The following is a 20,302-nucleotide window of genomic DNA, read 5'->3' as shown; positions in this document are numbered from 1 at the left end:
GACAACAGCGTCGACGGAGCTGGTAGCGAGTGAAGGGAAGTATCCGCCGCGAAGGCTTCTAATTTCCGTCGCAGGCAACGGTAGCGCGGCATAAATGGAGGCCTCCTTTCAAAATGTCAAGTTTTTCCGCAAATTCCAGCAAAATGAACGCGATATATCGCCATGTTTGCAGTCAAATATCCGCGCAGCTTGATCTTCGCTTTTTCTGGCCTGGGCCATGAAAATACTGACCGTGGTCACGGCGACTGTTTGCCGGTGCGGCACAGGTAATTGGCCTCTGGTTTGGGCCAGGGTCCTGCCCCTGAGGCCGTCCGGCGATCAGCCGCCCGCCGCGGCGCGCGGGGCGGCGGCGTCGGCGTCGGCGTCGTAATCGTCGGGGTCGTTCGCGGGGGCGGGGAGGCCGAAGCAGGCGCGGCGTGCCGCCTCTGCCGCATGGCGCAGCGGCGCGGCGTCGGCGGCGCGCGCGGCCTCCCACGCCATTTCCTCGTCGGGGTCGAGCGTGCGTTCGTAACGCGCCTCGCCGAACTCGCCGTCTTCGATCCCGGCGAAGTCGGCGGGGGGCGGGAAATCGGTGCGCCATTCGCCGGTCTCTCCGTCGCGCCACACGCCCATGGCGCCGACCGCCTCTGCGACCGTCGGCTGGGCATCGCAGCGGGAGCCGAGATCGGCGGGGAGACCGGCATCGAAATTGGCGGAAATCCGCGCAACTTCACTCGCGATTGCACTTCCTGCCCACAGGGTGGCGAGCGGGTTGGCGCGGTTGTCGCGCCCGGCGAGCCAGACCGCCAGCGCAGCGCCCTGGCCGGGGACGGCAGCGGAAGGGGTGGCGCCGGTGGCGGTTTCGGACAGGGCGTCGGCGCTCTCGCCGGTGGGGGAGGTGTCAGTGGGGGAGGTGTCGGGGGAGGCCGCGGCGGCGCGCGCGGCGTCGAACTGCGCCTGCGCGGCATCGAACAGCGCGAGGAAGCCCGGCCAGTCGCCCGCGATCACCTGCGCCGCCATCGCCTCGCCCGCCCGCGCGCGCACCTCGACCATCTGGTCGAGCCGCGCGAGCATCGCGAGGCCAAGGCGGCTGTCGCGGCGCTGCCGCCGCGCAAAGCTTCGCCCGTCCTCGCGGCTGATCGTCGCGGTCTCCTCATAGCCCCAGATCGCGCGGTCGAGCAGCTCGTCGGCGAGCCGCTCGCGCGCGATCAGCACCGCCGCCGCCCAGCCGAGCCTGAACGCCGCGCCCTCCGGCCGGTGGCGAAGCTGGTACGCCGCCGAAGGCGACATCGACACATGCATCGCCGCAGTCCGCACCGAGCCGGTGGCGGCCAGATGCTCCAGAAATTCGCGCTGCAGCGCGGGCGTCCAATGATAGCTGGGGCGGCGGGGAAGGGTGGCGTCGGTGTCGGTCGCGTCCATCGATTCGTCCTTTCGGTGAGTTAAAACCGACAGAATGAACCATATGGGTGAATTGTAGGAAAGGGGGATTATGTCACCGTCGCTGACTTTGCTGCTTTAGCGGCCCGCCTGCGTTGAGCACCTTCCGCCTTTTTAATTACGCTCTTTGCGATTGAGGCGCCCTCGCCATCCAGCGCATCGCGTTTAATGACTTCATTCGCAAGGATCACGCGGAGATCGGCTTCGGAAACCTTCAAGCCGTCAAACAAACGGCGAAACTCCTTTCGCAACGAGCCAACAACGCCGTCTGACAACAGTGTTACCGCGATGACGTAGCGATTGACGATCTGTGCTTGGCGATGAAATGCGTCGAGCGTTTCGCTATTTATACTTTCTCGGCAAAGCATAAAAAGCTTCGCGAGATCGTCACCAGACTTAGTGATTTGCGAGAAATCGAAGCACAGAACCTCTTCCCATTCGATGGGTTGGGCAAATTTTATGCGATAGATTTTCCAGACAATCGCGTTTGAGAGGATGACCCATTCGATGCCTTGGTGCGCGCCATAGTTCACCGCTTGTCGCAGATGGTTATCGTTGAGTGTCGTGCCTGCCGACTTAACCTCGCAAAGATATTGGATTTTTCCTTCGACCTTTATCGCAAGATCGCAGAACGTTCCCCTGATCTGTTGTTCGCTGGTGACTTCAGCATATTTGTCATATCCGAATATATCATTCAGCATATCCTTGATGACGGTAACTGTATCTGCTTCCGAAATGTCTCTTGCTACCAATTTGCGAACAATCGGCTGATACCGCTTAATTCCCGAAAAAAGACGGTCCTGAACCTTTTTCGGAATTTTTACTGCGACGGACATGACCCCTCCCCATACCGACTTTCATGACTGGAAAGCTAAATCGCCAAAAGGATTCAGTCTAGCTTATGTTTTGTCGTTGCATTCACCCCTCCACCACTCGCTTTGCGAGCGGTCCCCCTCCCCATGCCCTGCGGGCACAGGGAGGATTGCCCCTCCGTCAGCGCTTCGCGCTGCCACCTCCCCATTGCTGCGCAACAGGGAGGATTTGGGGGATTGGTCCGGGGTGGGGGCGGTTGGGATTTCCGAATTCCTCCCTGTGCCGTAGGCATGGGGAGGGGGACCGCCCGAAGGGTGGTGGAGGGGCGGGGGCGATGCGTTTTGGCCCCTCCGTCAGCCTCTTTGCGGCTGCCACCTCCCCATGGCCTTTCGGCCACAGGGAGGATTGGGTTGGGGAGGGGGTGTGGGGCGTTCGACTTCTAAAGCTGTGGTCAAGACGGCGCGCGGGCTGCGGCGCGAGATGTCTTTGCCCGAGGTGATGCTGTGGCAGCGGCTGCGCTTGCGGCCGGGCGGGGTGAAGTTTCGGCGGCAGCATCCGGTGGGGCGCTTCATTGCCGATTTCTATGCGCCCGAGGCGAAGCTGATCGTCGAGGTCGACGGGATGGCGCACGACATGGGCGAGCGGCCCGCGCGCGATCTGGAGCGCAATGCGTGGCTCCGCGGGGAGGGACTTGTCGTGCTGCGCGTCGCGGCGGCGGATGTGCTGCGCGATGTCGAGGCTGTGGTCGACGGGGTGGTCCGGGTGGTTCTGGCGGGGCGCTGATGGCCCCTCCACCACTCGCTTTGCGAGCGGTCCCCCTCCCCATGCCCTGCGGGCACAGGGAGGATTCTGCGCTGCCACCTCCCCATTGCTGCGCAACAGGGAGGATATTTATGCCCCGTTGGCGGCGCTCAGGATCGCCCGCACGCTCGCCGTCGCGACGTCGGTGTCGAGGCCGCAGCCGAACAGGCTGCGTCCGTCGGCGGTGCGGCATTCGACATAGGCGGCGGCTTGCGCGTCGCTGCCGTGGCCGATCGCGTGCTCGCTGTAATCGACGATGTCCATCAGCGGGCCGCCCGACTCCGCCAGCGCGGCGATGACGCTGCTCATCAGGCCGTTGCCGCGGCCGCTGACGCTGCGCGTTTGGCCGTCGATGGTGAGCTTGCCGGCGAAGATGCGGTCGGGGCCGCTGTGCGATTCGGACCAGTCGACGAGCTGGAAGCGCTTGGCTTCGCTTGCCAGATAATGCGCCTCGAACGCGTGCCAGATGTCGTCGGCGGCGAGCTCGCGGCTTGTCTGGTCGGCCAGCGCCTGCACCACATGGCTGAAGCTCGCCTGCATCTTCTTCGGCAGTTTGAGCCCCTTGTCCTGTTCGAGCACCCAGGCGACGCCGCCCTTGCCCGACTGGCTGTTGACGCGAATCACCGCTTCGTAATCGCGGCCGAGGTCGGCGGGGTCGATGGGGAGGTAGGGCACCTCCCACTTTTCGTCATTCTGGCGTTCGCGCGCGGCGAAGCCTTTCTTGATCGCGTCCTGGTGGCTGCCCGAAAAGGCGGTGTACACCAGCTCGCCACCATAGGGGTGGCGCGGGTGGACGGGGATGTTGTTGCAATATTCGACCGTCGCGATGACTTCGTCGATGTCCGAGAAGTCGAGGCCGGGGTCGACGCCCTGCGTGTACATGTTGAGCGCGATGGTGACGAGGCAGGTGTTGCCCGTGCGCTCGCCATTGCCGAACAGGCAGCCCTCGACGCGGTCGGCGCCCGCGAGCAGGCCGAGCTCGGCCGCCGCGACGCCGGTGCCGCGGTCGTTGTGGGTGTGCAAGGATATCAGCGCCGCTTCGCGGTTGGGCAAATGCCTGGCAAAATATTCGATCTGGTCGGCGTAGATGTTCGGCGTCGCCGCCTCGACCGTCGCGGGAAGGTTGAGGATGATCGGCTTGTCGGCGGTGGGTTGCAGCACGTCCATCACCGCGGCGCACACCTCGATGCTGAAATCGAGCTCGGCGGTCGAAAAGGTTTCGGGGCTGTATTCGAAGCGCCAGTCGGTGCCGGGGAGGCGCGCGGCATTGTCGCGCAGCTGCTTCGCGCCGTCGATCGCGATCTGCTTGATCTGCGGCATCTCCATGTTGAAGACGACGCGGCGCCACGCGGGGCTGACCGCGTTATAGAGGTGGACGATCGCGGTGCGTGCGCCCTGAAGGCTGTCGAAGCTGGTGCGGATCAGGTCGGCGCGCGCCTGCGTCAGCACCTGCGGCGTCACATCGTCGGGGATGCGGCCCGATCGGACGAGGTTCTGGATATAGTCGAAATCGGTCGCGCCGCTCGCCGGAAAGCCGACCTCTATCTCCTTGAGCCCGCAGCGGACGAGGAGGTCGAAGAAGCGCGTCTTTTTCTCCGCATCCATCGGGTCGATCAGCGCCTGGTTGCCGTCGCGAAGGTCGGTCGAGAGCCAGATCGGCGGCTGGGTGATCGTGCGCGACGGCCACTGGCGGTCGGCCAACGGAACCTGCGGGAAGGGCGAATATTTGACCGAGGGGTCGCGGAGCATCGTCATGGTTCTGGTCGTCTTCTGCTTGGTAAATTGCGGGGGTGTGTGCCGATGACCCTTGGGCGCCGTGGCCCACCGCTAGTCGCGCAGGCCGAACGTCACGCCCAAGGGCGTGTAAGTCGCAGAAGAAGAAGCTTGGCGCTACGCATGCGCGTCCTAGTGATGCAAAATGTCGCGCTTGGCAAGGGGGGAGTGCGATAATTGCGCGGGGTCACGCGCGCGTCATTGCGAGCGCAGCGAAGCAATCTCCAGCCGTCGGCCGTCGTGCAGTTCGAAGGCTGGAGGTTGCTTCGTCGCCTTTGGCTCCTCGCAATGACGGGGTGCGACGTTCAGCCTGTCACCCACTCGACGCGGGGATCGGTGAAATCGACGACATCGGCAAGCTCGCGGACATTGGGATAGCCATAGCCGACGAGGTTGATGAAGGTCTGGATATTGAGGGCGAGCGCGGCCGCCTTGACGGGGACGGGGCTTTGGTCGTTCGAGAAATTATTGTTGCAATAGATGAGGATCGGCCGGTGCGCGTCGGGGCCGATGACCGCGGCGAGGCTGGCTGCGGTGAAATCGGTGAGCGGCAGGTTGACTGCGCCCTTGATATGGCCGCGCGCAAAGGCGTCCTTCGACCGCGCGTCGAGCAGCAGCGCGCCGGGCCTCGCGGCCTCGGCCTTGAAGGCGTCGAAGGCGAGCAGGCGCTCGGCGCGCTGCGGCGCGACGCTTGCGGTGAGCGCGGCGAAGGCGGGATAGTCGATCTGGGGATTTGCCTGCGCCAGCGCCGAAGGGGCGGCAGCGAGCGCAAGGGCGAGGCAGAATGTGCGGCGCATGAGGGTCCTCCCTGGGATATGGGGAGACGCTAAATCCGCACCGATGGACGGACGATGAACCGAAAATGTCGCCGGACCGCGCCGCGACGCGGCCCGGCGCAGTGCAGGGGAGTCAGGCAGCCTCGCTGTCGGCGTCGTCGGCGTCGTCGGCTTCGTCCCAGGGTTCGAAAATCTCGTCCTCGATCATATTGTTGATGGCGTGAACGCGCACGCCGATGACCCAGTCGTCGAGCGGGCCTTCCCATCCGGCCTCGACCGCGGTCATGACCTCTGCCGCCGGATCGGCGGGGCGGTCGCCGACAAGGTCGAAATCCTGGAAGCCGTCGTCGGGCGGGGTGATATAGACATGCGGTTCGAGCCGCACCTGCGTCCAGCCGGCGGTGCGGGCGAGCCCCTCGACCTCGACGACGAGCAGCGGGCTGTCCTCGTCGCCGTCGATCCCGGCGTTCAGTTCGACAATTTCGCGTACCAGTTCGCTCATCGCACTGCGCTCCTGCGAAGGGGCGGAAAAGCGGCCCCGATGCGGGCTGTAGCGCCGCGATGTGACAATATGGGTGCGCCGTATCGCCGGACCCGATCAGGGCGCGCGCTTCGCCTCGAACCACTCGCGCAATGCGAGCGCCGCGCAGCCGGTGAAGCCATAGCTGCCGACCGCCGAGCAGCTGTCGGGGCGCGTCTGCCGCGCGATGCCGTCATAGCCCTCGACGCGCGAGGCCCAGCTGCCGCCGCCCGCGGGGGCGTCGTCCTTCAACTCCTCGCGCAATTCCTTGGGCACGCGATAGCGTTCGGATTCGGGCTGCTGCGCGCAGACGACGATTTCGTTCGCGGCGCCTTCGGGGCAGGGTTCGTCGCCATAGGTATAGAGGATCGAGGTTTTCTGGGGCGGCGTGCTCGACTGGGCGAGGCTTTCCTCTTCCTGTGCGAGCGCCGGGGTCGCGAGGAGCAGCAAGGGCAGGATGAGGGAGGACAAGTTTTTCATGTGCGCATTCCCGATAACCCATCCCGCACCCGATGCTAGGGTCCTGACCCTAGGCCCTGAAGATGAACCTCAGCCGAACCGGATGGGCGAGGGGATTGGTGTAACCGAAATGCCGGACCGCGCGAAGCCTTGCGGGTGCCCGGCATCGGGCCGGCGCCGTCCGGAGAGAAAATGTCATGAAAACAAGGTCGCTGTTCGCACTATTCGCGGCGCTGCTCGCGCCGCTCGCGCTGTCGCTGTCGCCCGCTCACGCCAAGCCCGTCTATGTCGGGGTCGAGGGCGGCAATGTTGCCGTGAGCGGCTATGACACGGTGAGCTATTTCGAAACCGGCGGCGACCCGGTGATGGGCAAGGCCGAACATGCGGTCGAGCATGACGGCGCGGTCTATCATTTCGCCAATGCCGCCAATGCCGCACGCTTTGCCGCCAACCCCGAAGCCTTTGCGCCGCAGTTCGGCGGACATTGCGCATGGGCGATGTCGCGCGGCTATCTCGCGCCCGGCGACCCGCTCGCCTATACGCTGGTCGACGGCAAGCTCTACCTCAACTTCAACCGCGACGTGCGCGCGATGTGGCTGAAGGAACGCGACTCGAATATCGCGAACGGGCACAAGAATTGGGAGGTGATCCCGGCGGACGCGAAGTTCGGGGGGTAAGCCCACCCCGTCCCTTCGCATCCGTGGATCAAAATTGGGCGGTCAGGCGAAAATTTCGCTATGACCGCCTTTGGGATCCGGCCCAAATCGGTTCGATCCGTGGGTGCCGTCGATGCACATGAATACAAACATGATGATTCCTCCGACGTATGGGACAAAGCTGATCAAATAGAACCAGCCAGATTTGTCCTGATCGTGTAGTCGCCGAACGGTGACCGCAATCGAAGGAATGGCGGTGACGAGCACGAAACCGATAAGGAGCAACAGAAAAATTGCGCCGCCGATACTTGTGTCGTCGGTGTCGTCAAAGCCGCCCAATAGTGCCGCACCGAACATCAGGGCCGCGATTACAAGCACCATGAAGAGCGTGAACATCCAATATTCTTTCCGCTGCGAACGCCCCGAAAATTCGGCGTAGCGTTTTAGCGGCATCAGCATCCATTCCATATTTGTCCCCCGTTTTCCTTGTTGCACGAGCTGCAGTGTTCGGCCTTGATGACTGAACAGATAGAGGGACTAACAAATAAATCGACGAGAACAAGTAGCTAACAAGCTTTAAGCCGTTCCGAATTGCTACCGAGTGATTTCATCGAGCGACACGGCAATGCTTTGCCACACCTCCGCCAATTCGTCCGCCGTCGTGCAATAGGGCGGCATGACATAGATGCTGTTGCCGAGCGGGCGGAGGAGGACGCCGCGGTCGCGGTAGAAGGCGGTGAGGCGCGGGGCGAGGTTCGAGAGATAGCCGGTGTCGGTCGCGACGACGTCGAGCGCGGCGATGGTGCCGAGGCGGCGCGCGTTGGCGACGCGCGGGTGCGCGGCGAGCATTGCAAGGTGCGCGGCCTGCGCGTCGGCGAGCGCGTCGATGCGTGCCTGCACCGGCTCGTCGCGCCAGATCGCGAGATTGGCGTTGGCGGCGGCGCAGGCGATCGGGTTCGCGGTATAACTGCTCGAATGATAAAAGAGCCGTGCGCGGTCTTCGGATAGGTGCGCTTCGAAAATCGGCTCGATGCACAGCGTCACCGCGAGCGGGACCGCGCCGCCGGTGAGCCCCTTGGACAGGCACAGGATGTCGGGGATGACGCCCGCCTGGTCGCAGGCGAAGCGCGTGCCGGTGCGGCCCCATCCGGTCATCACCTCGTCCGCGATGAACAGCACATCGTGGCGCGCGCAGATGGCGCGCATTTCGGCGAGCACCCATGCGGGATAGACGAGCATGCCGCCCGCGCCGAGGATCAGCGGCTCGACGATGAAGGCGGCGGGCTTTTCGCGACAGGCGGCTTCGAGCGCGTCGAGCGCCTCTTGCTCGCGCCCTTCGTGCGGGAAGGGGATGGTGCCGACGTCGAAGAGCAAAGGTTGATAGGGGCGGTTGAACACGCCGCGCTCGCCGACCGACATCGCGCCGATCGTGTCGCCATGATAGCTGTGTTCGAGGACGAGGATGCGGCTGCGGTCCGCGCCGACGTTCGCCCAATAGCCGAGCGCCATCTTGAGCGCGACCTCAACACTGGTCGATCCCGAATCCGAAAAGAAGACGCGGGTGAGCGGGTCGGGGGTGATGCGGACGAGTTCGGCGGCGAGGGTCTCGGCGGGTTCGTGCGTCCAGCCCGCGAAGATGAGCTGGTCGAGCTTTTCCGACTGCTCGCGGATCGCCGCCATGATGCGCGGGTGCGCGTGGCCGTGCGTCGTGACCCACCAGCTCGAGATGGCGTCGATCCAGCTATTGCCGAGGGCGTCGTAGATGCGCGCGCCCTCCGCGCGGTCGATGAGCGGGATCGGCTCGCCGAGGCCGTGCTGGGTGAAGGGGTGCCAGACGGGGGAGGGGGTGGTCATTTCGGCGCCTTATCTCATTTCGTCATCCAGGCGAAGGCCGGGATCTCGCCGGTGCGTTGGGCCGAGAGGGCGAGATCCCGGCCTTCGCCGGGATGACGTATGATTATTGGTAATCAGTGAGGTCGAAGTTCGTGGCGAAGGCGTCCGCGAGCCTTTCGGGCGTCAGCGGATCGATGATTGGCAGGCGGCCGAGGCGGCGGACCTTGCCGAGGTCGCAGATGATCGCCTCGCTGTCCTCGACCGCGTCGCCGATGAAGGCGATGCCGTGGATCGGGACTTCGCGTGCGCGCAGCGCCTCGATCGTCAGCAGGCTGTGGTTGATCGTGCCGAGCGCGGTGCGGGCGCAGATAATCACGGGGATCTGCCAGCGCGCGAACAGGTCGGCGTAGAGCAGCGAGCGCGTGACGGGGACGAGCGCGCCGCCCGCGCCTTCGACGAGCAGGTCGCCCGGCGGCGGGGTGAGGGCGTGCGCGTCGATGGTGACGCCGTCGATTTCGGCCGCAATATGCGGGGAGGCGGGGGTGACGAGGCGATAGGCTTCAGGGAGGATCGTTCCTCCCTGTTGCGAAGCGATGGGGAGGTGGCAGTCCGCAGGACTGACGGAGGGGCTTTGTCCTTCTTGCCCCTCCACCACGCCCTTCGGGCGCGGTCCCCCTCCCCACGGCTTCGCCGCAGGGAGGAGTTTGGCGACGGTTTCGCTGTCGGTTTCGTCTTCGAGGCCCGACTGGATCGGCTTCCAATAGGGAATGCCGAGCGCGCCGGCGAGCGCGGCGGAGAAGATGGTCTTGCCGATGCCGGTGTCGGTACCGGTGACGATGAAGCGCCTGGTCATGCCGCGGCCATAGCGGCCGACAGCGCCTCCGTCATCGCGTCGATGTCGCTTTCGCCGACGTTGAGCGTCAGCGCGATGCGCAGCCGCGCGGTGCCGTGCGGCACGGTCGGCGGGCGGATGCCGCGAATGTCGAAGCCGGCAGCCTGGAGCGCGGCGGCGATCCGCATCGTGCGCGCATTGTCGCCGATGACGACGGGCAGTATCTGGCTGCCGCTCGACGGCAGGCCGAGCGCGGCGAGGCGATATTCGGCGTGGCAGACAAGCGCGTCGAGGCGCGCCGCGCGCTCGGGCTGGGTCGCGACGATTTCGAGCGCCTGTCGCACGAGCCACGCGATCAGCGGCGAGGGCGCAGTCGAAAAGATGAAGGGGCGGCCGCGGTTGACGAGGAAATCGCGGACGATCGCGGGGCAGCAGAGCAGCGCGCCCTCGGTCCCCAGCGCCTTGCCGCAGGTGTGGAGGGTGATGACGTTCGGGCGGCCGGCATATTGGTGCGCGAGCCCCTGTCCGGCGGGGCCGTAAACCCCGGTCGCATGCGCCTCGTCGATGACGAGGACCGCATCGTGGCGGTCGGCGACGGCGGCGAGATCGGCGAGCGGGGCGCGGTCGCCGTCCATCGAATAGAGGCTTTCGACGGCGATCCACGGCGTGCCGACGCCGCCGCCGCGCCGCCAGCGCGCAATGGCGTCGTCGAACGCCTGCGCGTCATTGTGGCGCGCGTCGATGCGCCCGGCGCGGCCGAGCTTCATCCCGTCGTGCGCGCTCGCGTGGATGAGTTCGTCGTGGACGACGAGGTCGCCGCGCTGCGGCAGCGTCGCGAACAGCGCGGCGTTGGCGGCAAAGCCGGTCGCGAAGAAGAGCGCGGCCTCGGTCCCGTAATGGCGCGCGGCGTCGGCTTCGAGCGCCTCATGCTCTTCATGGTTGCCGCGCAGCAGGCGCGAGCCGCCCGAACCGGCGGGGATACCGCGCGCCGCGCCCTCGGCAAGCGCCTCGGCGAGCGCATAGGAACCCGCGAGCGCGAGATAGTCGTTCGAGGCAAAGTCGATCCCCGTGCGCGGCGCGAGCGCGCGGCGCCGGTCGTCTGCGGCGAGCGCGGCGAGATCGGCGCGGTGGGGGGCAAAGGGGGGCGTCATGCGCGGCCTCTATCAATAAGCCCCTCCCCTTCAGGGGAGGGGTTGGGGGTGGGGGTCGCCGCCTTCAGCCAGCTCAACGCCCACCCCGCTGCGACTAGCGGGCATGACCCGCAAGTCTCGCTGCCCCTTCCCTGAAGGGGAGGGGAGACAGCAAGTTCAGTTCTTCGCCTTGTCGACGAGCTTGTTCTTGGCGATCCACGGCATCATCGCGCGCAGCTTTTCGCCCGTCTGTTCGATCGGGTGCGCGGCGGCGGCCTTGCGGCTGGCCTTCAGCTCGGGCTGGCCGGCCTGGTTGTCGAGGACGAAATCCTTGACGAAGCGGCCCGACTGGATGTCGGCGAGGACGCGCTTCATTTCGGCCTTGGTCTCGTCGGTGATGATGCGCGGGCCGGTCTTGATGTCGCCATATTCGGCGGTGTTCGAGATCGAATAGCGCATGTTCGCGATGCCGCCTTCATAGAGGAGGTCGACGATCAGCTTGGTTTCGTGGAGGCATTCGAAATAGGCCATTTCGGGGGCATAGCCCGCCTCGACCAGCGTTTCGAACCCGGCCTGGATCAGGTGGGTGATGCCGCCGCACAGCACCGCCTGTTCGCCGAAGAGGTCGGTTTCGCACTCTTCCTTGAAGGTGGTTTCGATGATGCCGCTGCGCCCGCCGCCGACGGCCGAGGCGTAGGAGAGGGCGAGCGCCTTGGCGTAACCGTTGCCGCTGTTGCCTTCGGCCTCCTGCGCGACCGCGATCAGGCAGGGGACGCCGCCGCCCTTTTGATATTCACTGCGCACCGTGTGGCCCGGCCCCTTGGGCGCGACCATGAAGACGTCGATGTCTGCGCGCGCCTCGATCAGGCCGAAGTGGATGTTGAGGCCGTGCGCGAAGGCGAGCGCGGCGCCGGGCTTCATGTTCGGGCCGATGTCGTCGGCGTAGATTTTCGCCTGATGCTCGTCGGGCGCGGCGATCATGATGACGTCGGCCCAGGCAGCAGCCTCGGCATTGGTCATCACCTTGAAGCCCGCAGCCTCGGCCTTCTTTGCGGTTGCCGAACCCGGGCGGAGCGCAATCGCAACCTCCTTGACGCCGCTGTCGCGCATATTCTGCGCGTGCGCGTGGCCCTGGCTGCCATAGCCGACGACGGCGACCTTCTTGCCCTTGATCAGATCCTGGTCGGCGTCGCGATCGTAATAAACCTGCATGTCTTCTTCCCTGTAGTTTTTCGTCATGCCGGACTTGATCCGGCATCCATGGACCCCGGATCAAGTCCGGGGTGACGACAAGTTGAAACCCAAGACGTAAACCCTAAACCGCCTCCGCCCCGCGAGCGATGGCGACGACGCCGGTGCGGCCGACCTCGACCAGCCCGCATTCGCGCATCAAGGCGACGAAGCGGTCGACCTTGTCGCTCGACCCGGTGATTTCGAAAATGAAGCTCGTCAGCGTGGTGTCGACGACCTTGGCGCGGAAGACGTCGGCCATGCGCAGCGCCTCGATCCTCTTGTCGCCCGTGCCCGCGACCTTGACGAGCGCAATCTCGCGCTCGACATGCGCGCCCTGGTCGGTGAGGTCGGTGACGCTGTGGACGGGCACCAGCCGGTCGAGCTGCGCGATGATCTGGTCGATCACCGCGGGCGGACCGCTGGTGACGATGGTGATGCGCGACACCGCATGATCGGCGCTGATGTCGGCGACGGTCAGGCTCTCGATATTATAGCCGCGCGCCGAGAACATGCCGGTGATCTTGGCGAGGATGCCCGATTCATTGTCGACGGTGACCGCGAGCACATGGCGCTCGCCCGCTTCGGTTTGGATTTTCATGGGGCTAGACCAGTGCTTTCGCTTCGTCGTCCATCGTGCCGATGACGTCGCTCGGCTGGAGGATCATGTCGGTGTGTGCCGCGCCCGACGGAATCATCGGGAAGCAGTTGGCGAGCTTGGCGACGCGGCAGTCGACGATCACCGGACCCGGCGTGTCGATCATCGTCCGAATGCCGTCCTCGAGTTCGCCGAGCGTGTCGATACGCAGCCCGGTCCAGCCATAGGCGTCGGCGAGCTTCACGAAATCGGGCAGGCTGTCCGAATAGCTGTTCGAATAGCGGCTTTCATAGGTGAGTTCCTGCCACTGGCGGACCATCCCCATATATTCGTTGTTGAGGATGAAGATCTTCACCGGCAGGCGGTACTGGCTGACCGTGCCCATTTCCTGGATGTTCATCTGGAGCGAGGCTTCGCCCGCAACGCAGATGACGAGGCGGTCGGGCTTGGCGATCTGCGCGCCCACGGCGGCGGGGAAGCCATAGCCCATCGTGCCGAGCCCGCCCGAGGTGAGCCAGCGGTTGGGGGCCGAGAAGCCGAAATGCTGCGCCGCCCACATCTGGTGTTGGCCGACCTCGGTCGTGATGATCGGGTCGCGGCCGCGCGTTGCGTCGAACAAAGCCTTGATCGCGCGCTGCGGCATGATCTCGGCCGACGCCTCGGTCTTTTCGGGAAAGTCGAGGCAGCGCGTCGCGCGCCAGCCGTCGATGCGGCGCCACCATTCGCCAAGGTCGCGCGCCTGATGTCCCCGGTCCTGCCACGCGGCGATGAGCGCATCGAGCGCGCGGCCGGCGTCGCCGACGATCGCGATATCGACGGGGACGATCTTGTTGATCGAGCTTCGGTCGATGTCGATGTGGATTTTCTTCGCCTCGGGCGCGAAGGCGTCGAGACGGCCGGTGACGCGGTCGTCGAAGCGCGCGCCGACCGCGATGATCAGGTCGGCGCGGTTCATCGCCATATTGGCTTCGTACGTGCCGTGCATCCCGAGCATGCCGAGCCATTTGGGGTCGTCCGACGGGAAGGCGCCGAGCCCCATCAGCGTCGAGGTGATCGGCGCGCCGGTGAGCGCCACGAGCTGGCGCAGCGCGGCGCTCGCGTCGGGGCCGGCGTTGATGACGCCGCCGCCCGAATAGAAAACGGGGCGCTCGGCCGCGGCGATGAGCGCGATCGCCTTGGCGATCGGGCCGGCGTCGGGCTCGATCTGCGGGCGATAGCTTTTATGCTCGATCCGCTCGGGCACGGTGTAGCTGCCGGTCGCGACCTGCACATTCTTGGGGATGTCGACGACGACCGGGCCGGGGCGGCCGTGCGTCGCGATGAAGAAGGCCTCGTGGATCACCGGGCCGAGCCGGTCGGGGTCCATCACCAGATAATTATGCTTGGTGCAGTGGCGGGTGATGCCGACCGTGTCGCATTCCTGAAAGGCGTCGGTGCCGATCAGGTTCGTCGGAACCTGTCCGGTGAGCACGACCATCGGGATCGAATCGAGCAGCGCATCGGTGATGCCGGTGACGGCATTGGTCGCACCGGGACCCGAGGTGACGAGCACGACGCCGGGCTTGCCCGTCGCGCGCGCATAGCCCTCGGCCGCGTGCGTCGCCGCCTGTTCGTGGCGGACGAGAATATGCTTGATCTGCGGATGGTTGAAAAGCGCGTCGTAAATCGGAAGCACGGCGCCGCCCGGATAGCCGAACACCGTATCGACCCCGAGGTCGACCAGCGCCTGAACCACCATGTCGGCACCACTCATTTCCGTCACGACGAAACTCCTTCTTCAATCTGGCAGCCGCAAGGGCACGCGCCTTGTGCGCTGCAACAGGGTTGCGGGCAATAAGTGCATGATTCTATCCTGTCAATAATCTATCGTGTAATTTAATTGCAATTTCATTGATAGAATCGTTGTTTAATGACTCTGTATGCCGGGGCCATTCGGCCGGAGGCTGGTGGCGGAACCAGGTGAACTGACGTTTCGCATATTGGCGCGTCGCCGCCTGTGCCCGCGCCAGCGCCTCGTCACGCGACAGCTCGCCCGTCAGAAAGGCCGCGATTTGCGGAACGCCGATGGCGCGCATCACGGGCAGATCGGGGTCGAGTCCGCGCGCGACGAGCGCCTCGACCTCTTCGATCGCGCCGCCGTCGAACATCTGCGCGAGCCTATGGTCGCAGCGTTCGCGCAGCCAGCCGCGCGGCGGGAGAAGGATGAGGGGAACGAGCGTCACAGTGTCGGCAATGCCGCCGACGAGCGAACGCTGCCATGCCGCGATCGGCTGGCCGGTCGAACGGATAACCTCGAGCGCGCGGGCGATGCGCAGCCCGTCGGTCGGGTCGAGCTTTTCGGCCGCGACGGGATCTTCGCGCCCAAGCGCGGCATAGGCGTCGTCGAGGCGCAGCGCGCGCACCTTGGCGCGGACGTCGGGATCGATGTCGGGAACCGGTGCGATGCCGAACAAGAGCGTGCGCAGATACATGCCGGTGCCGCCGACGAGGATGGGGACGTCGCCATCCTCCCAAGCATGGGCGAGCGCGCGGCGCGCCTCCTGCGCCCAGCGTGCGGCATTATAGGCTTCGGCGCCATCGACATGGCCGAAGAGGCAATGGCGCACCCCCGCCATCTCTTCGTCCGTCGGGCGCGCCGAAAGGACCGCGAGGTCGCGGTAAACCTGACTCGCGTCGGCATTGACGACCTGCGCCCGGCCGAGGGCCTGCGCCAGCGCGACTGCAAGAGCGCTCTTGCCGCTCGCTGTCGGACCGACGATGAGCGCCAGGGGAGGGCGGTTGGAAGAGGAAGGAAGGGACTGGCTCATATTCCGATGGTGATAACAGTCCGCACGCCAACGCGCGAGGCCGTGTCGTCAACTGTTCCTCCTGCGCCGCCGGGCGGTCCGGGTAGCGTTCAACGACGTGCTTCGGTCGCCATCCGCACAGCGAGCCCCGCCAGTACCGTACCCATCACCCAGCGCTGGATGCTCGCAAAGCTGGGCCGCCGGACAAGGAAGCGCGCGATCGATGCGGCCGACACGACGATCGCAAGATTCACGATTATGCTGATCATGATCTGTGTCGTGCCAAGCACGAGCGCCTGACCGAGTATCCCGCCGGCATCGGGCGAGATGAATTGCGGCAGAAGCGACAGGTACATGACGGCAATCTTGGGGTTGAGCAGGTTGGTCAGGAACCCCATCGCAAAAAGCTTTGCCGGCGGGTCGATGGCGAGATCCTTGACCTCGAACGGCGAACGCCCGCCCGGTCGCACCGCCTGCCAAGCGAGCCACAGCAGATAGATCGCGCCTGCAAAGCGGATTGCGTCATAGGCAAAGGGCACCGCCATCACGAGCGCGGTGATCCCGAACGCGGCGCAGAGCATATAAAAGACGAAGCCGAGCGCGACCCCGCCAAGCGAAATCACGCCCGCCGAACGGCCCTGGCAGATGGCGCGCGAGATCAGATAGACCATGTTCGGACCGGGCGTCAGCACCATGCCGAGCGCGATGATGGCGAAGGCGAGCAGATTTTCGGATTGGGGCATCGGTTCCTCCTTGCGAGATGGATGCCCAGACGCGCGGCCGATCATGCTCGCGCTTCCCGATGGTGCCCCATCTCAAGCGTCAGTCACGCGAGACGGGCGATGCTATTGCCGCCGGCCATCAGGCACGCAATAGGGAGAGTTCTTCGCGCGATGAAACCCGGGCTTTAGCGGACACCGGATCGTCGTCGGCCGCCATCGCGCCGCGGCATCGGCCGCCCGACAGCCAAAGCACTCTTGCCGCAGACCGCGGCGCCCGCGATAAGGGAAGGGCGGCGCGCGCCGCGAGCCAAGGGAGAAGGAGCCGCCATGTTCGTTGCCACGCTGATCGCCGACGGAAAGCTGACGGGTGAGGTGGTCCGCGAAGCGATCGACCGGCTCGACATGACGGGGCATGACGTCGGCGCGCCGCACTGGCTTGATGTCGGTGACGCTGTGGACATCGCGTTCGAGGGGAGCCTGGTGAGCGCGCGCAAGGAACTGGCGAAAATGGATCATGGGGCGCTCGACGTGGTCGTCCAGCCGCTCGGCGACCGCACCAAGAAGCTGATCATAGCCGACATGGATTCGACGATGATCCGCTGTGAATGCATCGACGAACTGGCCGATTATGCCGGACTGAAACCGCAGATTTCGGCGATTACGGAGCGCGCGATGAAGGGCGAGCTCGATTTTCGCGCCGCACTGGCCGAGCGTGTCGCGCTGCTCGGCGGGATGGACGAAAGCGTGCTGGCCGAATGCCGGATCGAGCGGGTGCGCCTGACGCGCGGCGCGCGCACGCTGATCCAGACGATGAAGGCGCATGGCGCGCGGTCGGTGCTCGTCACCGGAGGATTCACCGCTTTTGCCGATCCGGTGGGCGAGGCGATCGGTTTCGACCGCGTCGTTGCCAATGTGCTGGAGGTTGTCGACGGCAAGCTGACGGGCCGGGTGACCGAACCGGTGGTCGATGCGAGCACCAAGCATGCAACGTTGACCGCCGAGGCGGCGAAATACGGGCTGCCGCTGGCCGACACACTCGCGGTCGGCGACGGGGCGAACGATATTCCGATGATCACCGCGGCGGGGCTCGGCATCGCTTACCACCCGCACGCCGCCGCCGCCCAGGCCGCCGACGCCGCGATCCGCCACCACGACCTGACCGCGCTCTTGTGGGCGCAGGGCTATCCGCGGCGCGATTGGGTTCTGGGCTGAACGACGCCGGACGCCGGGCGAGAACAAGGACGATGGACCGCGCGCCCTGTACAATGCGCGCCTCTGTGCCCGGCGACGGCGCCGCGGTGCTGCAGATCTGGCGCGACGCGGTCGATGCAACGCACGACTTCCTGTCCGCAGCCGACCGGAAGGCAATCGACGCCGAAGTCGCCGATTTCCTGCCCTCGGCACCGCTCTGGCTCGCCGTCGATGGGGCGGATCGGCCGGTGGGTTTCATGCTGCTGAACGGCGCCCATATGGATGCGCTTTTCATCGCCCCCGCGCATCGCGGCAAGGGCGTCGGGCGCATGCTCGTCCTTCATGCGCTGGCGCGGGCGCCGGGGCTTTCGACCGACGTCAACGAGCAGAATGACCAGGCGGTGGGCTTTTACCGGCGGCTTGGTTTCGTGCCCGTCGGCCGGTCTGCGCTCGACGGGCAGGGGCGGCCCTATCCGATCATTCACCTGCGCCACATGCCATAGCGCGGCATGCGCGCGCGGCGCCGTCAGGATCGAAAGCGCGCGACGCTTTCCAGCTCGGTCCTGTCGAGCGGCCGCCTGAACCACAGGCCGCCGCGATTCCCCTTTGACCAGCGCACGAGCGCCGGGCGTTTCTGATCATCGCCGGGAAGCAGCAGGTCGATCTCGGTCCCGGTGTCGAGCTTGCTGTCGTAAACGAAGCCCGCCCCGCTTTGCGAAATGTCGACAAGGTCGATCGGGCGCGCGTCGTTGCGGAAAAGGACGAGCGCTTCGATCTCGATTGGAAGCCGCAAGGCACGATAACCTTCGGCCTGTTGTTCCTGCGCCAGCGCCGCGAGCACCGCGGCTGCGTCGATAGGCTGGTCGAAAGCAATGCCGCAGCGCCCCTTGTCCGCCCAGACTATCCGGCCGCTGATGACGGTGCTTTCTGACAGCGCGATCTCCACCGCTTCGCCCCCGGCCAAATCGACGTCGGCCGCGAGCATCATCCCCTTGTCGGAGATATTGCGCACACGCCACAGTCCCATGTCGTCAGAGCGGCTCACGCGCGCGATACGGCAAACCGAGCGATAGCGATCGCCCTCGCGCCGGTCCGGTTGTTCCGGCGATTCCCGAATATTGGTCGCGCCTCCGCTTTCGAAACGCGAATCGATGCCCCTGTCCATCAAGCCCTCCCTTCCGCGGGTCGGTCCTTGCGATGGATGGACCGCCCGAGTTTGGCAGGAGCCGGGGGAACTTCCCGGCCCCCCGTTCAATGCCGTGCGGCAATGAACGTGCGGTCCGGGAGCAAGTATTGCATTTTAATGACGCTACGGCAAGCTGTTAGGGCAGGCACATTGCGCGCGGAGTCGCGGCACTATTTTGCGATAACGAGGCAGGGCTGGCCGCTGGCTGTCATTTCCGTACAGAAGCGGTCGGCCGCAGCCTTGTCGGCAAATCCGCCCGCGTGGAGGCGGGTGAGCGCGCCGGTCTTGACGAAATAGGGTTTGCGCGCCGCGACGGCCGGGTGCTTGCCGGAGAGCGCCGCCCAGAGGTTGCGGGCGTTGGCCTCGACACCGAAGGCGCCGAGCTGCGCGCGCCACGGGCTTTCGGCTTGCTTTGCCGGGGCGTGCCCGGGCGTGGCGGTTTTGACGGGGGCGGGCCGTTCGGGCGCCGGAGCGACCGCCGTTTTGACGGGCTTTACGGGTGCGGATGCCGCCGGCGCCGTTTCGGGCGGCGCGTCGAAACTCGTTCCGGCCGCTGCCGCTGCGGCGGCCGTTGCCTCGCTTGCGGCATCGGCTGCCGCCTGTGCGACGGGCGAGAGCAGCGGAGCCGGCGCGGGTGTGACGATTGCGGTAGGCGCGTCGGGGACCGCAGCAGCGGCGGGCGGCTTCGCAGCCGCAATCACCGGCGGGGGCGTGTAGCTGGTGGCAGGGAGCGAAGCGGGTAGGCGCGCGGTCTTCACCGGCGAGGCCACCGCCTTGGGCGGCGGCGGTGCGGCGGCATTGACCGCGGCAAGGCGTGCGCGCGCTTCGGACTTTTCCATGTCGGGGAGCATCGCAAGTCCGCGCTGGCGCTGTTCGAGCGGGATCAACCGGTCGAGCTGCGCGAGCCGTGCGGCGGCGATGTCGAGCCCGGCGTCGGTCGCGCGCTTCGTCAGTGCATAAGAAAGCGGCCAATCGCGCGTGGCAAGGTCGCCATTGAAGTGCGCGGTGCCGAGGACATATTGCGCGCGCGGTTCCCCCCGCGCGGCGGATCGGGCGATATAATCCATCGCCTCGTCGCGGCGGTTGGCAGTGAAAAGCACGAGGCCAAGATTGTCCTCGGCCTGCAAATGGCCCTGTTTCGCGGCGCGGCGATACCAGGCCTCGGCCTGCGCCAGATCGGCGGGAACGCCGCGGCCGAGCTTGTAGGCCTGACCCAGATTGAACTGCGCATCGGGGTCGCCGGCAAGCGCGAGCGGGCGCCACTCGGCGACGGCGGCCTGATAATCGCCCGCCTGCCAGGCATCGACGCCATCCTTCACATCGGCATTGGCGGGCACGGCAAGCGCGGCGAGCGCGAGCGGCAGGCTGAAAAGGGCGGCGGTGCGAATGGAACGCATCGAGTATCTCCACTGGCTTGCGGCGCATGTGATCGGCCGTCGGTCCCGGCAAAGCGGATAGGGGCAATTGGCTAACACCCCGTTAGCGACGCGTGCGGGATGCCCGTAGTTGCTCCATGCCGGGACAGTTTCGCATTAAGCGGATCTTTACCACAGAATCCAACGGCTCGTTCACCGACA

Annotated in this window: 21 protein-coding genes and 1 riboswitch; of the genes, 4 read left to right on the top strand and 17 right to left on the bottom strand. The window is 65.8% G+C overall.

The genetic code is table 11. The annotated features are described in order from the left end of the window. Positions 1–318 precede the first annotated feature (318 nt). A complete protein-coding gene (locus H7692_RS03675) occupies positions 319–1,401 on the bottom strand; it encodes a hypothetical protein (protein ID WP_227339791.1) in 1,083 nt (360 codons plus the stop codon). 68 nt (positions 1,402–1,469) lie between these two features. Then, positions 1,470–2,255, bottom strand: a complete 786-nt coding sequence (locus H7692_RS03670) for a type I restriction enzyme HsdR N-terminal domain-containing protein (RefSeq protein ID WP_227339790.1) — start codon at positions 2,253–2,255, stop codon at positions 1,470–1,472. A 424-nt stretch (positions 2,256–2,679) separates the two neighbouring features. On the opposite strand from H7692_RS03670, the gene H7692_RS03665 reads away from it, so the two are divergent. Further along, entirely contained in the window at positions 2,680–3,015 is a 336-nt protein-coding gene (locus tag H7692_RS03665; RefSeq protein ID WP_227339789.1) for an endonuclease domain-containing protein, read from the top strand. A 108-nt stretch (positions 3,016–3,123) separates the two neighbouring features. Here H7692_RS03665 and leuA read toward each other — a convergent pair whose 3' ends face one another. From leuA to H7692_RS03645, 4 genes are all read right to left on the bottom strand, one after another. Then, entirely contained in the window at positions 3,124–4,788 is a 1,665-nt protein-coding gene (gene leuA, locus H7692_RS03660; protein WP_227339788.1) for a 2-isopropylmalate synthase, read from the bottom strand. A 323-nt stretch (positions 4,789–5,111) separates the two neighbouring features. Next, positions 5,112–5,603 (bottom strand): rhodanese-like domain-containing protein, encoded by a 492-nt coding sequence (locus H7692_RS03655; protein ID WP_227339787.1) that lies wholly within the window; start codon positions 5,601–5,603, stop codon positions 5,112–5,114. A 112-nt stretch (positions 5,604–5,715) separates the two neighbouring features. After that, positions 5,716–6,084 carry a hypothetical protein gene (locus tag H7692_RS03650; protein ID WP_227339786.1) on the bottom strand — a complete coding sequence of 123 codons (369 nt, stop codon included), beginning with the start codon at positions 6,082–6,084 and terminating at the stop codon, positions 5,716–5,718. 96 nt (positions 6,085–6,180) lie between these two features. Further along, on the bottom strand, positions 6,181–6,582 hold the full coding sequence (locus H7692_RS03645; RefSeq protein ID WP_201925903.1) for a hypothetical protein: 402 nt from the start codon (positions 6,580–6,582) through the stop codon (positions 6,181–6,183). 176 nt (positions 6,583–6,758) lie between these two features. Between H7692_RS03645 and H7692_RS03640 the strand changes: the two genes are divergently transcribed. Further along, the gene (locus tag H7692_RS03640) at positions 6,759–7,238 is read left to right on the top strand and encodes a YHS domain-containing (seleno)protein (RefSeq protein ID WP_227339785.1); all 480 of its coding nucleotides are present in this window, start codon (positions 6,759–6,761) and stop codon (positions 7,236–7,238) included. Between the two features lie 42 nt (positions 7,239–7,280). Here H7692_RS03640 and H7692_RS03635 read toward each other — a convergent pair whose 3' ends face one another. From H7692_RS03635 to H7692_RS03595, 9 genes are all read right to left on the bottom strand, one after another. Beyond that, complete coding sequence (locus H7692_RS03635) at positions 7,281–7,685, bottom strand: DUF805 domain-containing protein (RefSeq protein WP_201925900.1); 405 nt, start codon at positions 7,683–7,685, stop codon at positions 7,281–7,283. A 126-nt stretch (positions 7,686–7,811) separates the two neighbouring features. Beyond that, positions 7,812–9,071 (bottom strand): adenosylmethionine--8-amino-7-oxononanoate transaminase, encoded by a 1,260-nt coding sequence (locus H7692_RS03630; protein ID WP_227339784.1) that lies wholly within the window; start codon positions 9,069–9,071, stop codon positions 7,812–7,814. Positions 9,072–9,174: 103 nt separating this feature from the next. After that, positions 9,175–9,903, bottom strand: coding sequence for an ATP-dependent dethiobiotin synthetase BioD (gene bioD, locus H7692_RS03625; protein WP_222135908.1), 729 nt, complete (start codon positions 9,901–9,903; stop codon positions 9,175–9,177). Beyond that, the gene (locus H7692_RS03620) at positions 9,900–11,033 is read right to left on the bottom strand and encodes an 8-amino-7-oxononanoate synthase (protein ID WP_222135909.1); all 1,134 of its coding nucleotides are present in this window, start codon (positions 11,031–11,033) and stop codon (positions 9,900–9,902) included. The genes bioD and H7692_RS03620 overlap by 4 nt, the downstream gene beginning before the upstream one ends. A 156-nt stretch (positions 11,034–11,189) precedes the next feature. Further along, positions 11,190–12,224, bottom strand: coding sequence for a ketol-acid reductoisomerase (ilvC, locus tag H7692_RS03615; protein WP_201927257.1), 1,035 nt, complete (start codon positions 12,222–12,224; stop codon positions 11,190–11,192). A gap of 103 nt (positions 12,225–12,327) precedes the next feature. Further along, positions 12,328–12,843 carry an acetolactate synthase small subunit gene (ilvN, locus tag H7692_RS03610; RefSeq protein ID WP_201925891.1) on the bottom strand — a complete coding sequence of 172 codons (516 nt, stop codon included), beginning with the start codon at positions 12,841–12,843 and terminating at the stop codon, positions 12,328–12,330. A 4-nt stretch (positions 12,844–12,847) separates the two neighbouring features. Further along, on the bottom strand, positions 12,848–14,602 hold the full coding sequence (gene ilvB / locus H7692_RS03605; protein WP_227339783.1) for a biosynthetic-type acetolactate synthase large subunit: 1,755 nt from the start codon (positions 14,600–14,602) through the stop codon (positions 12,848–12,850). Between the two features lie 85 nt (positions 14,603–14,687). Then, positions 14,688–15,647, bottom strand: a complete 960-nt coding sequence (gene miaA / locus H7692_RS03600) for a tRNA (adenosine(37)-N6)-dimethylallyltransferase MiaA (RefSeq protein ID WP_227339782.1) — start codon at positions 15,645–15,647, stop codon at positions 14,688–14,690. An 89-nt stretch (positions 15,648–15,736) separates the two neighbouring features. Then, positions 15,737–16,369 (bottom strand): LysE family translocator, encoded by a 633-nt coding sequence (locus tag H7692_RS03595; protein ID WP_227339781.1) that lies wholly within the window; start codon positions 16,367–16,369, stop codon positions 15,737–15,739. Between the two features lie 16 nt (positions 16,370–16,385). Then, a riboswitch (ZMP/ZTP riboswitch) is annotated at positions 16,386–16,466 on the bottom strand. 209 nt (positions 16,467–16,675) lie between these two features. Between H7692_RS03595 and serB the strand changes: the two genes are divergently transcribed. Together serB and H7692_RS03585 are read left to right on the top strand one after the other, a co-directional pair. Further along, a complete protein-coding gene (gene serB / locus H7692_RS03590; protein WP_227339780.1) occupies positions 16,676–17,560 on the top strand; it encodes a phosphoserine phosphatase SerB in 885 nt (294 codons plus the stop codon). A 53-nt stretch (positions 17,561–17,613) separates the two neighbouring features. Further along, on the top strand, positions 17,614–18,042 hold the full coding sequence (locus H7692_RS03585) for an acetyltransferase (RefSeq protein WP_227339779.1): 429 nt from the start codon (positions 17,614–17,616) through the stop codon (positions 18,040–18,042). Positions 18,043–18,065: 23 nt separating this feature from the next. Here H7692_RS03585 and H7692_RS03580 read toward each other — a convergent pair whose 3' ends face one another. After that, a complete protein-coding gene (locus H7692_RS03580) occupies positions 18,066–18,704 on the bottom strand; it encodes a PilZ domain-containing protein (protein WP_227339778.1) in 639 nt (212 codons plus the stop codon). Between the two features lie 191 nt (positions 18,705–18,895). Beyond that, positions 18,896–20,122 carry an SPOR domain-containing protein gene (locus H7692_RS03575; RefSeq protein ID WP_201925878.1) on the bottom strand — a complete coding sequence of 409 codons (1,227 nt, stop codon included), beginning with the start codon at positions 20,120–20,122 and terminating at the stop codon, positions 18,896–18,898. Between the last annotated feature and the right edge of the window lie 180 nt (positions 20,123–20,302).

The organism is Sphingopyxis sp. P8 (assembly GCF_020622175.1).
Lineage (GTDB): Bacteria > Pseudomonadota > Alphaproteobacteria > Sphingomonadales > Sphingomonadaceae > Sphingopyxis > Sphingopyxis jiangsuensis.
Note: the sequence above shows the minus strand (reverse complement) of the source record. Positions and strands in the feature narration are given on the sequence as shown.

What these genes read in the sequence shown, in the direction of transcription:
- H7692_RS03675 (WP_227339791.1), bottom strand. Translation starts at nt 1,401, where the DNA reads ATGGACGCGACCGACACCGACGCCACCCTTCCCCGCCGCCCCAGCTAT.
- H7692_RS03670 (WP_227339790.1), bottom strand. Translation starts at nt 2,255, where the DNA reads ATGTCCGTCGCAGTAAAAATTCCGAAAAAGGTTCAGGACCGTCTTTTT.
- leuA (WP_227339788.1), bottom strand. Translation starts at nt 4,788, where the DNA reads ATGACGATGCTCCGCGACCCCTCGGTCAAATATTCGCCCTTCCCGCAG.
- H7692_RS03655 (WP_227339787.1), bottom strand. Translation starts at nt 5,603, where the DNA reads ATGCGCCGCACATTCTGCCTCGCCCTTGCGCTCGCTGCCGCCCCTTCG.
- H7692_RS03650 (WP_227339786.1), bottom strand. Translation starts at nt 6,084, where the DNA reads ATGAGCGAACTGGTACGCGAAATTGTCGAACTGAACGCCGGGATCGAC.
- H7692_RS03645 (WP_201925903.1), bottom strand. Translation starts at nt 6,582, where the DNA reads ATGAAAAACTTGTCCTCCCTCATCCTGCCCTTGCTGCTCCTCGCGACC.
- H7692_RS03640 (WP_227339785.1), top strand. Translation starts at nt 6,759, where the DNA reads ATGAAAACAAGGTCGCTGTTCGCACTATTCGCGGCGCTGCTCGCGCCG.
- H7692_RS03635 (WP_201925900.1), bottom strand. Translation starts at nt 7,685, where the DNA reads ATGGAATGGATGCTGATGCCGCTAAAACGCTACGCCGAATTTTCGGGG.
- H7692_RS03630 (WP_227339784.1), bottom strand. Translation starts at nt 9,071, where the DNA reads ATGACCACCCCCTCCCCCGTCTGGCACCCCTTCACCCAGCACGGCCTC.
- bioD (WP_222135908.1), bottom strand. Translation starts at nt 9,903, where the DNA reads ATGACCAGGCGCTTCATCGTCACCGGTACCGACACCGGCATCGGCAAG.
- H7692_RS03620 (WP_222135909.1), bottom strand. Translation starts at nt 11,033, where the DNA reads ATGACGCCCCCCTTTGCCCCCCACCGCGCCGATCTCGCCGCGCTCGCC.
- ilvC (WP_201927257.1), bottom strand. Translation starts at nt 12,224, where the DNA reads ATGCAGGTTTATTACGATCGCGACGCCGACCAGGATCTGATCAAGGGC.
- ilvN (WP_201925891.1), bottom strand. Translation starts at nt 12,843, where the DNA reads ATGAAAATCCAAACCGAAGCGGGCGAGCGCCATGTGCTCGCGGTCACC.
- miaA (WP_227339782.1), bottom strand. Translation starts at nt 15,647, where the DNA reads ATGAGCCAGTCCCTTCCTTCCTCTTCCAACCGCCCTCCCCTGGCGCTC.
- H7692_RS03595 (WP_227339781.1), bottom strand. Translation starts at nt 16,369, where the DNA reads ATGCCCCAATCCGAAAATCTGCTCGCCTTCGCCATCATCGCGCTCGGC.
- serB (WP_227339780.1), top strand. Translation starts at nt 16,676, where the DNA reads ATGTTCGTTGCCACGCTGATCGCCGACGGAAAGCTGACGGGTGAGGTG.
- H7692_RS03585 (WP_227339779.1), top strand. Translation starts at nt 17,614, where the DNA reads ATGCGCGCCTCTGTGCCCGGCGACGGCGCCGCGGTGCTGCAGATCTGG.
- H7692_RS03580 (WP_227339778.1), bottom strand. Translation starts at nt 18,704, where the DNA reads ATGGACAGGGGCATCGATTCGCGTTTCGAAAGCGGAGGCGCGACCAAT.
- H7692_RS03575 (WP_201925878.1), bottom strand. Translation starts at nt 20,122, where the DNA reads ATGCGTTCCATTCGCACCGCCGCCCTTTTCAGCCTGCCGCTCGCGCTC.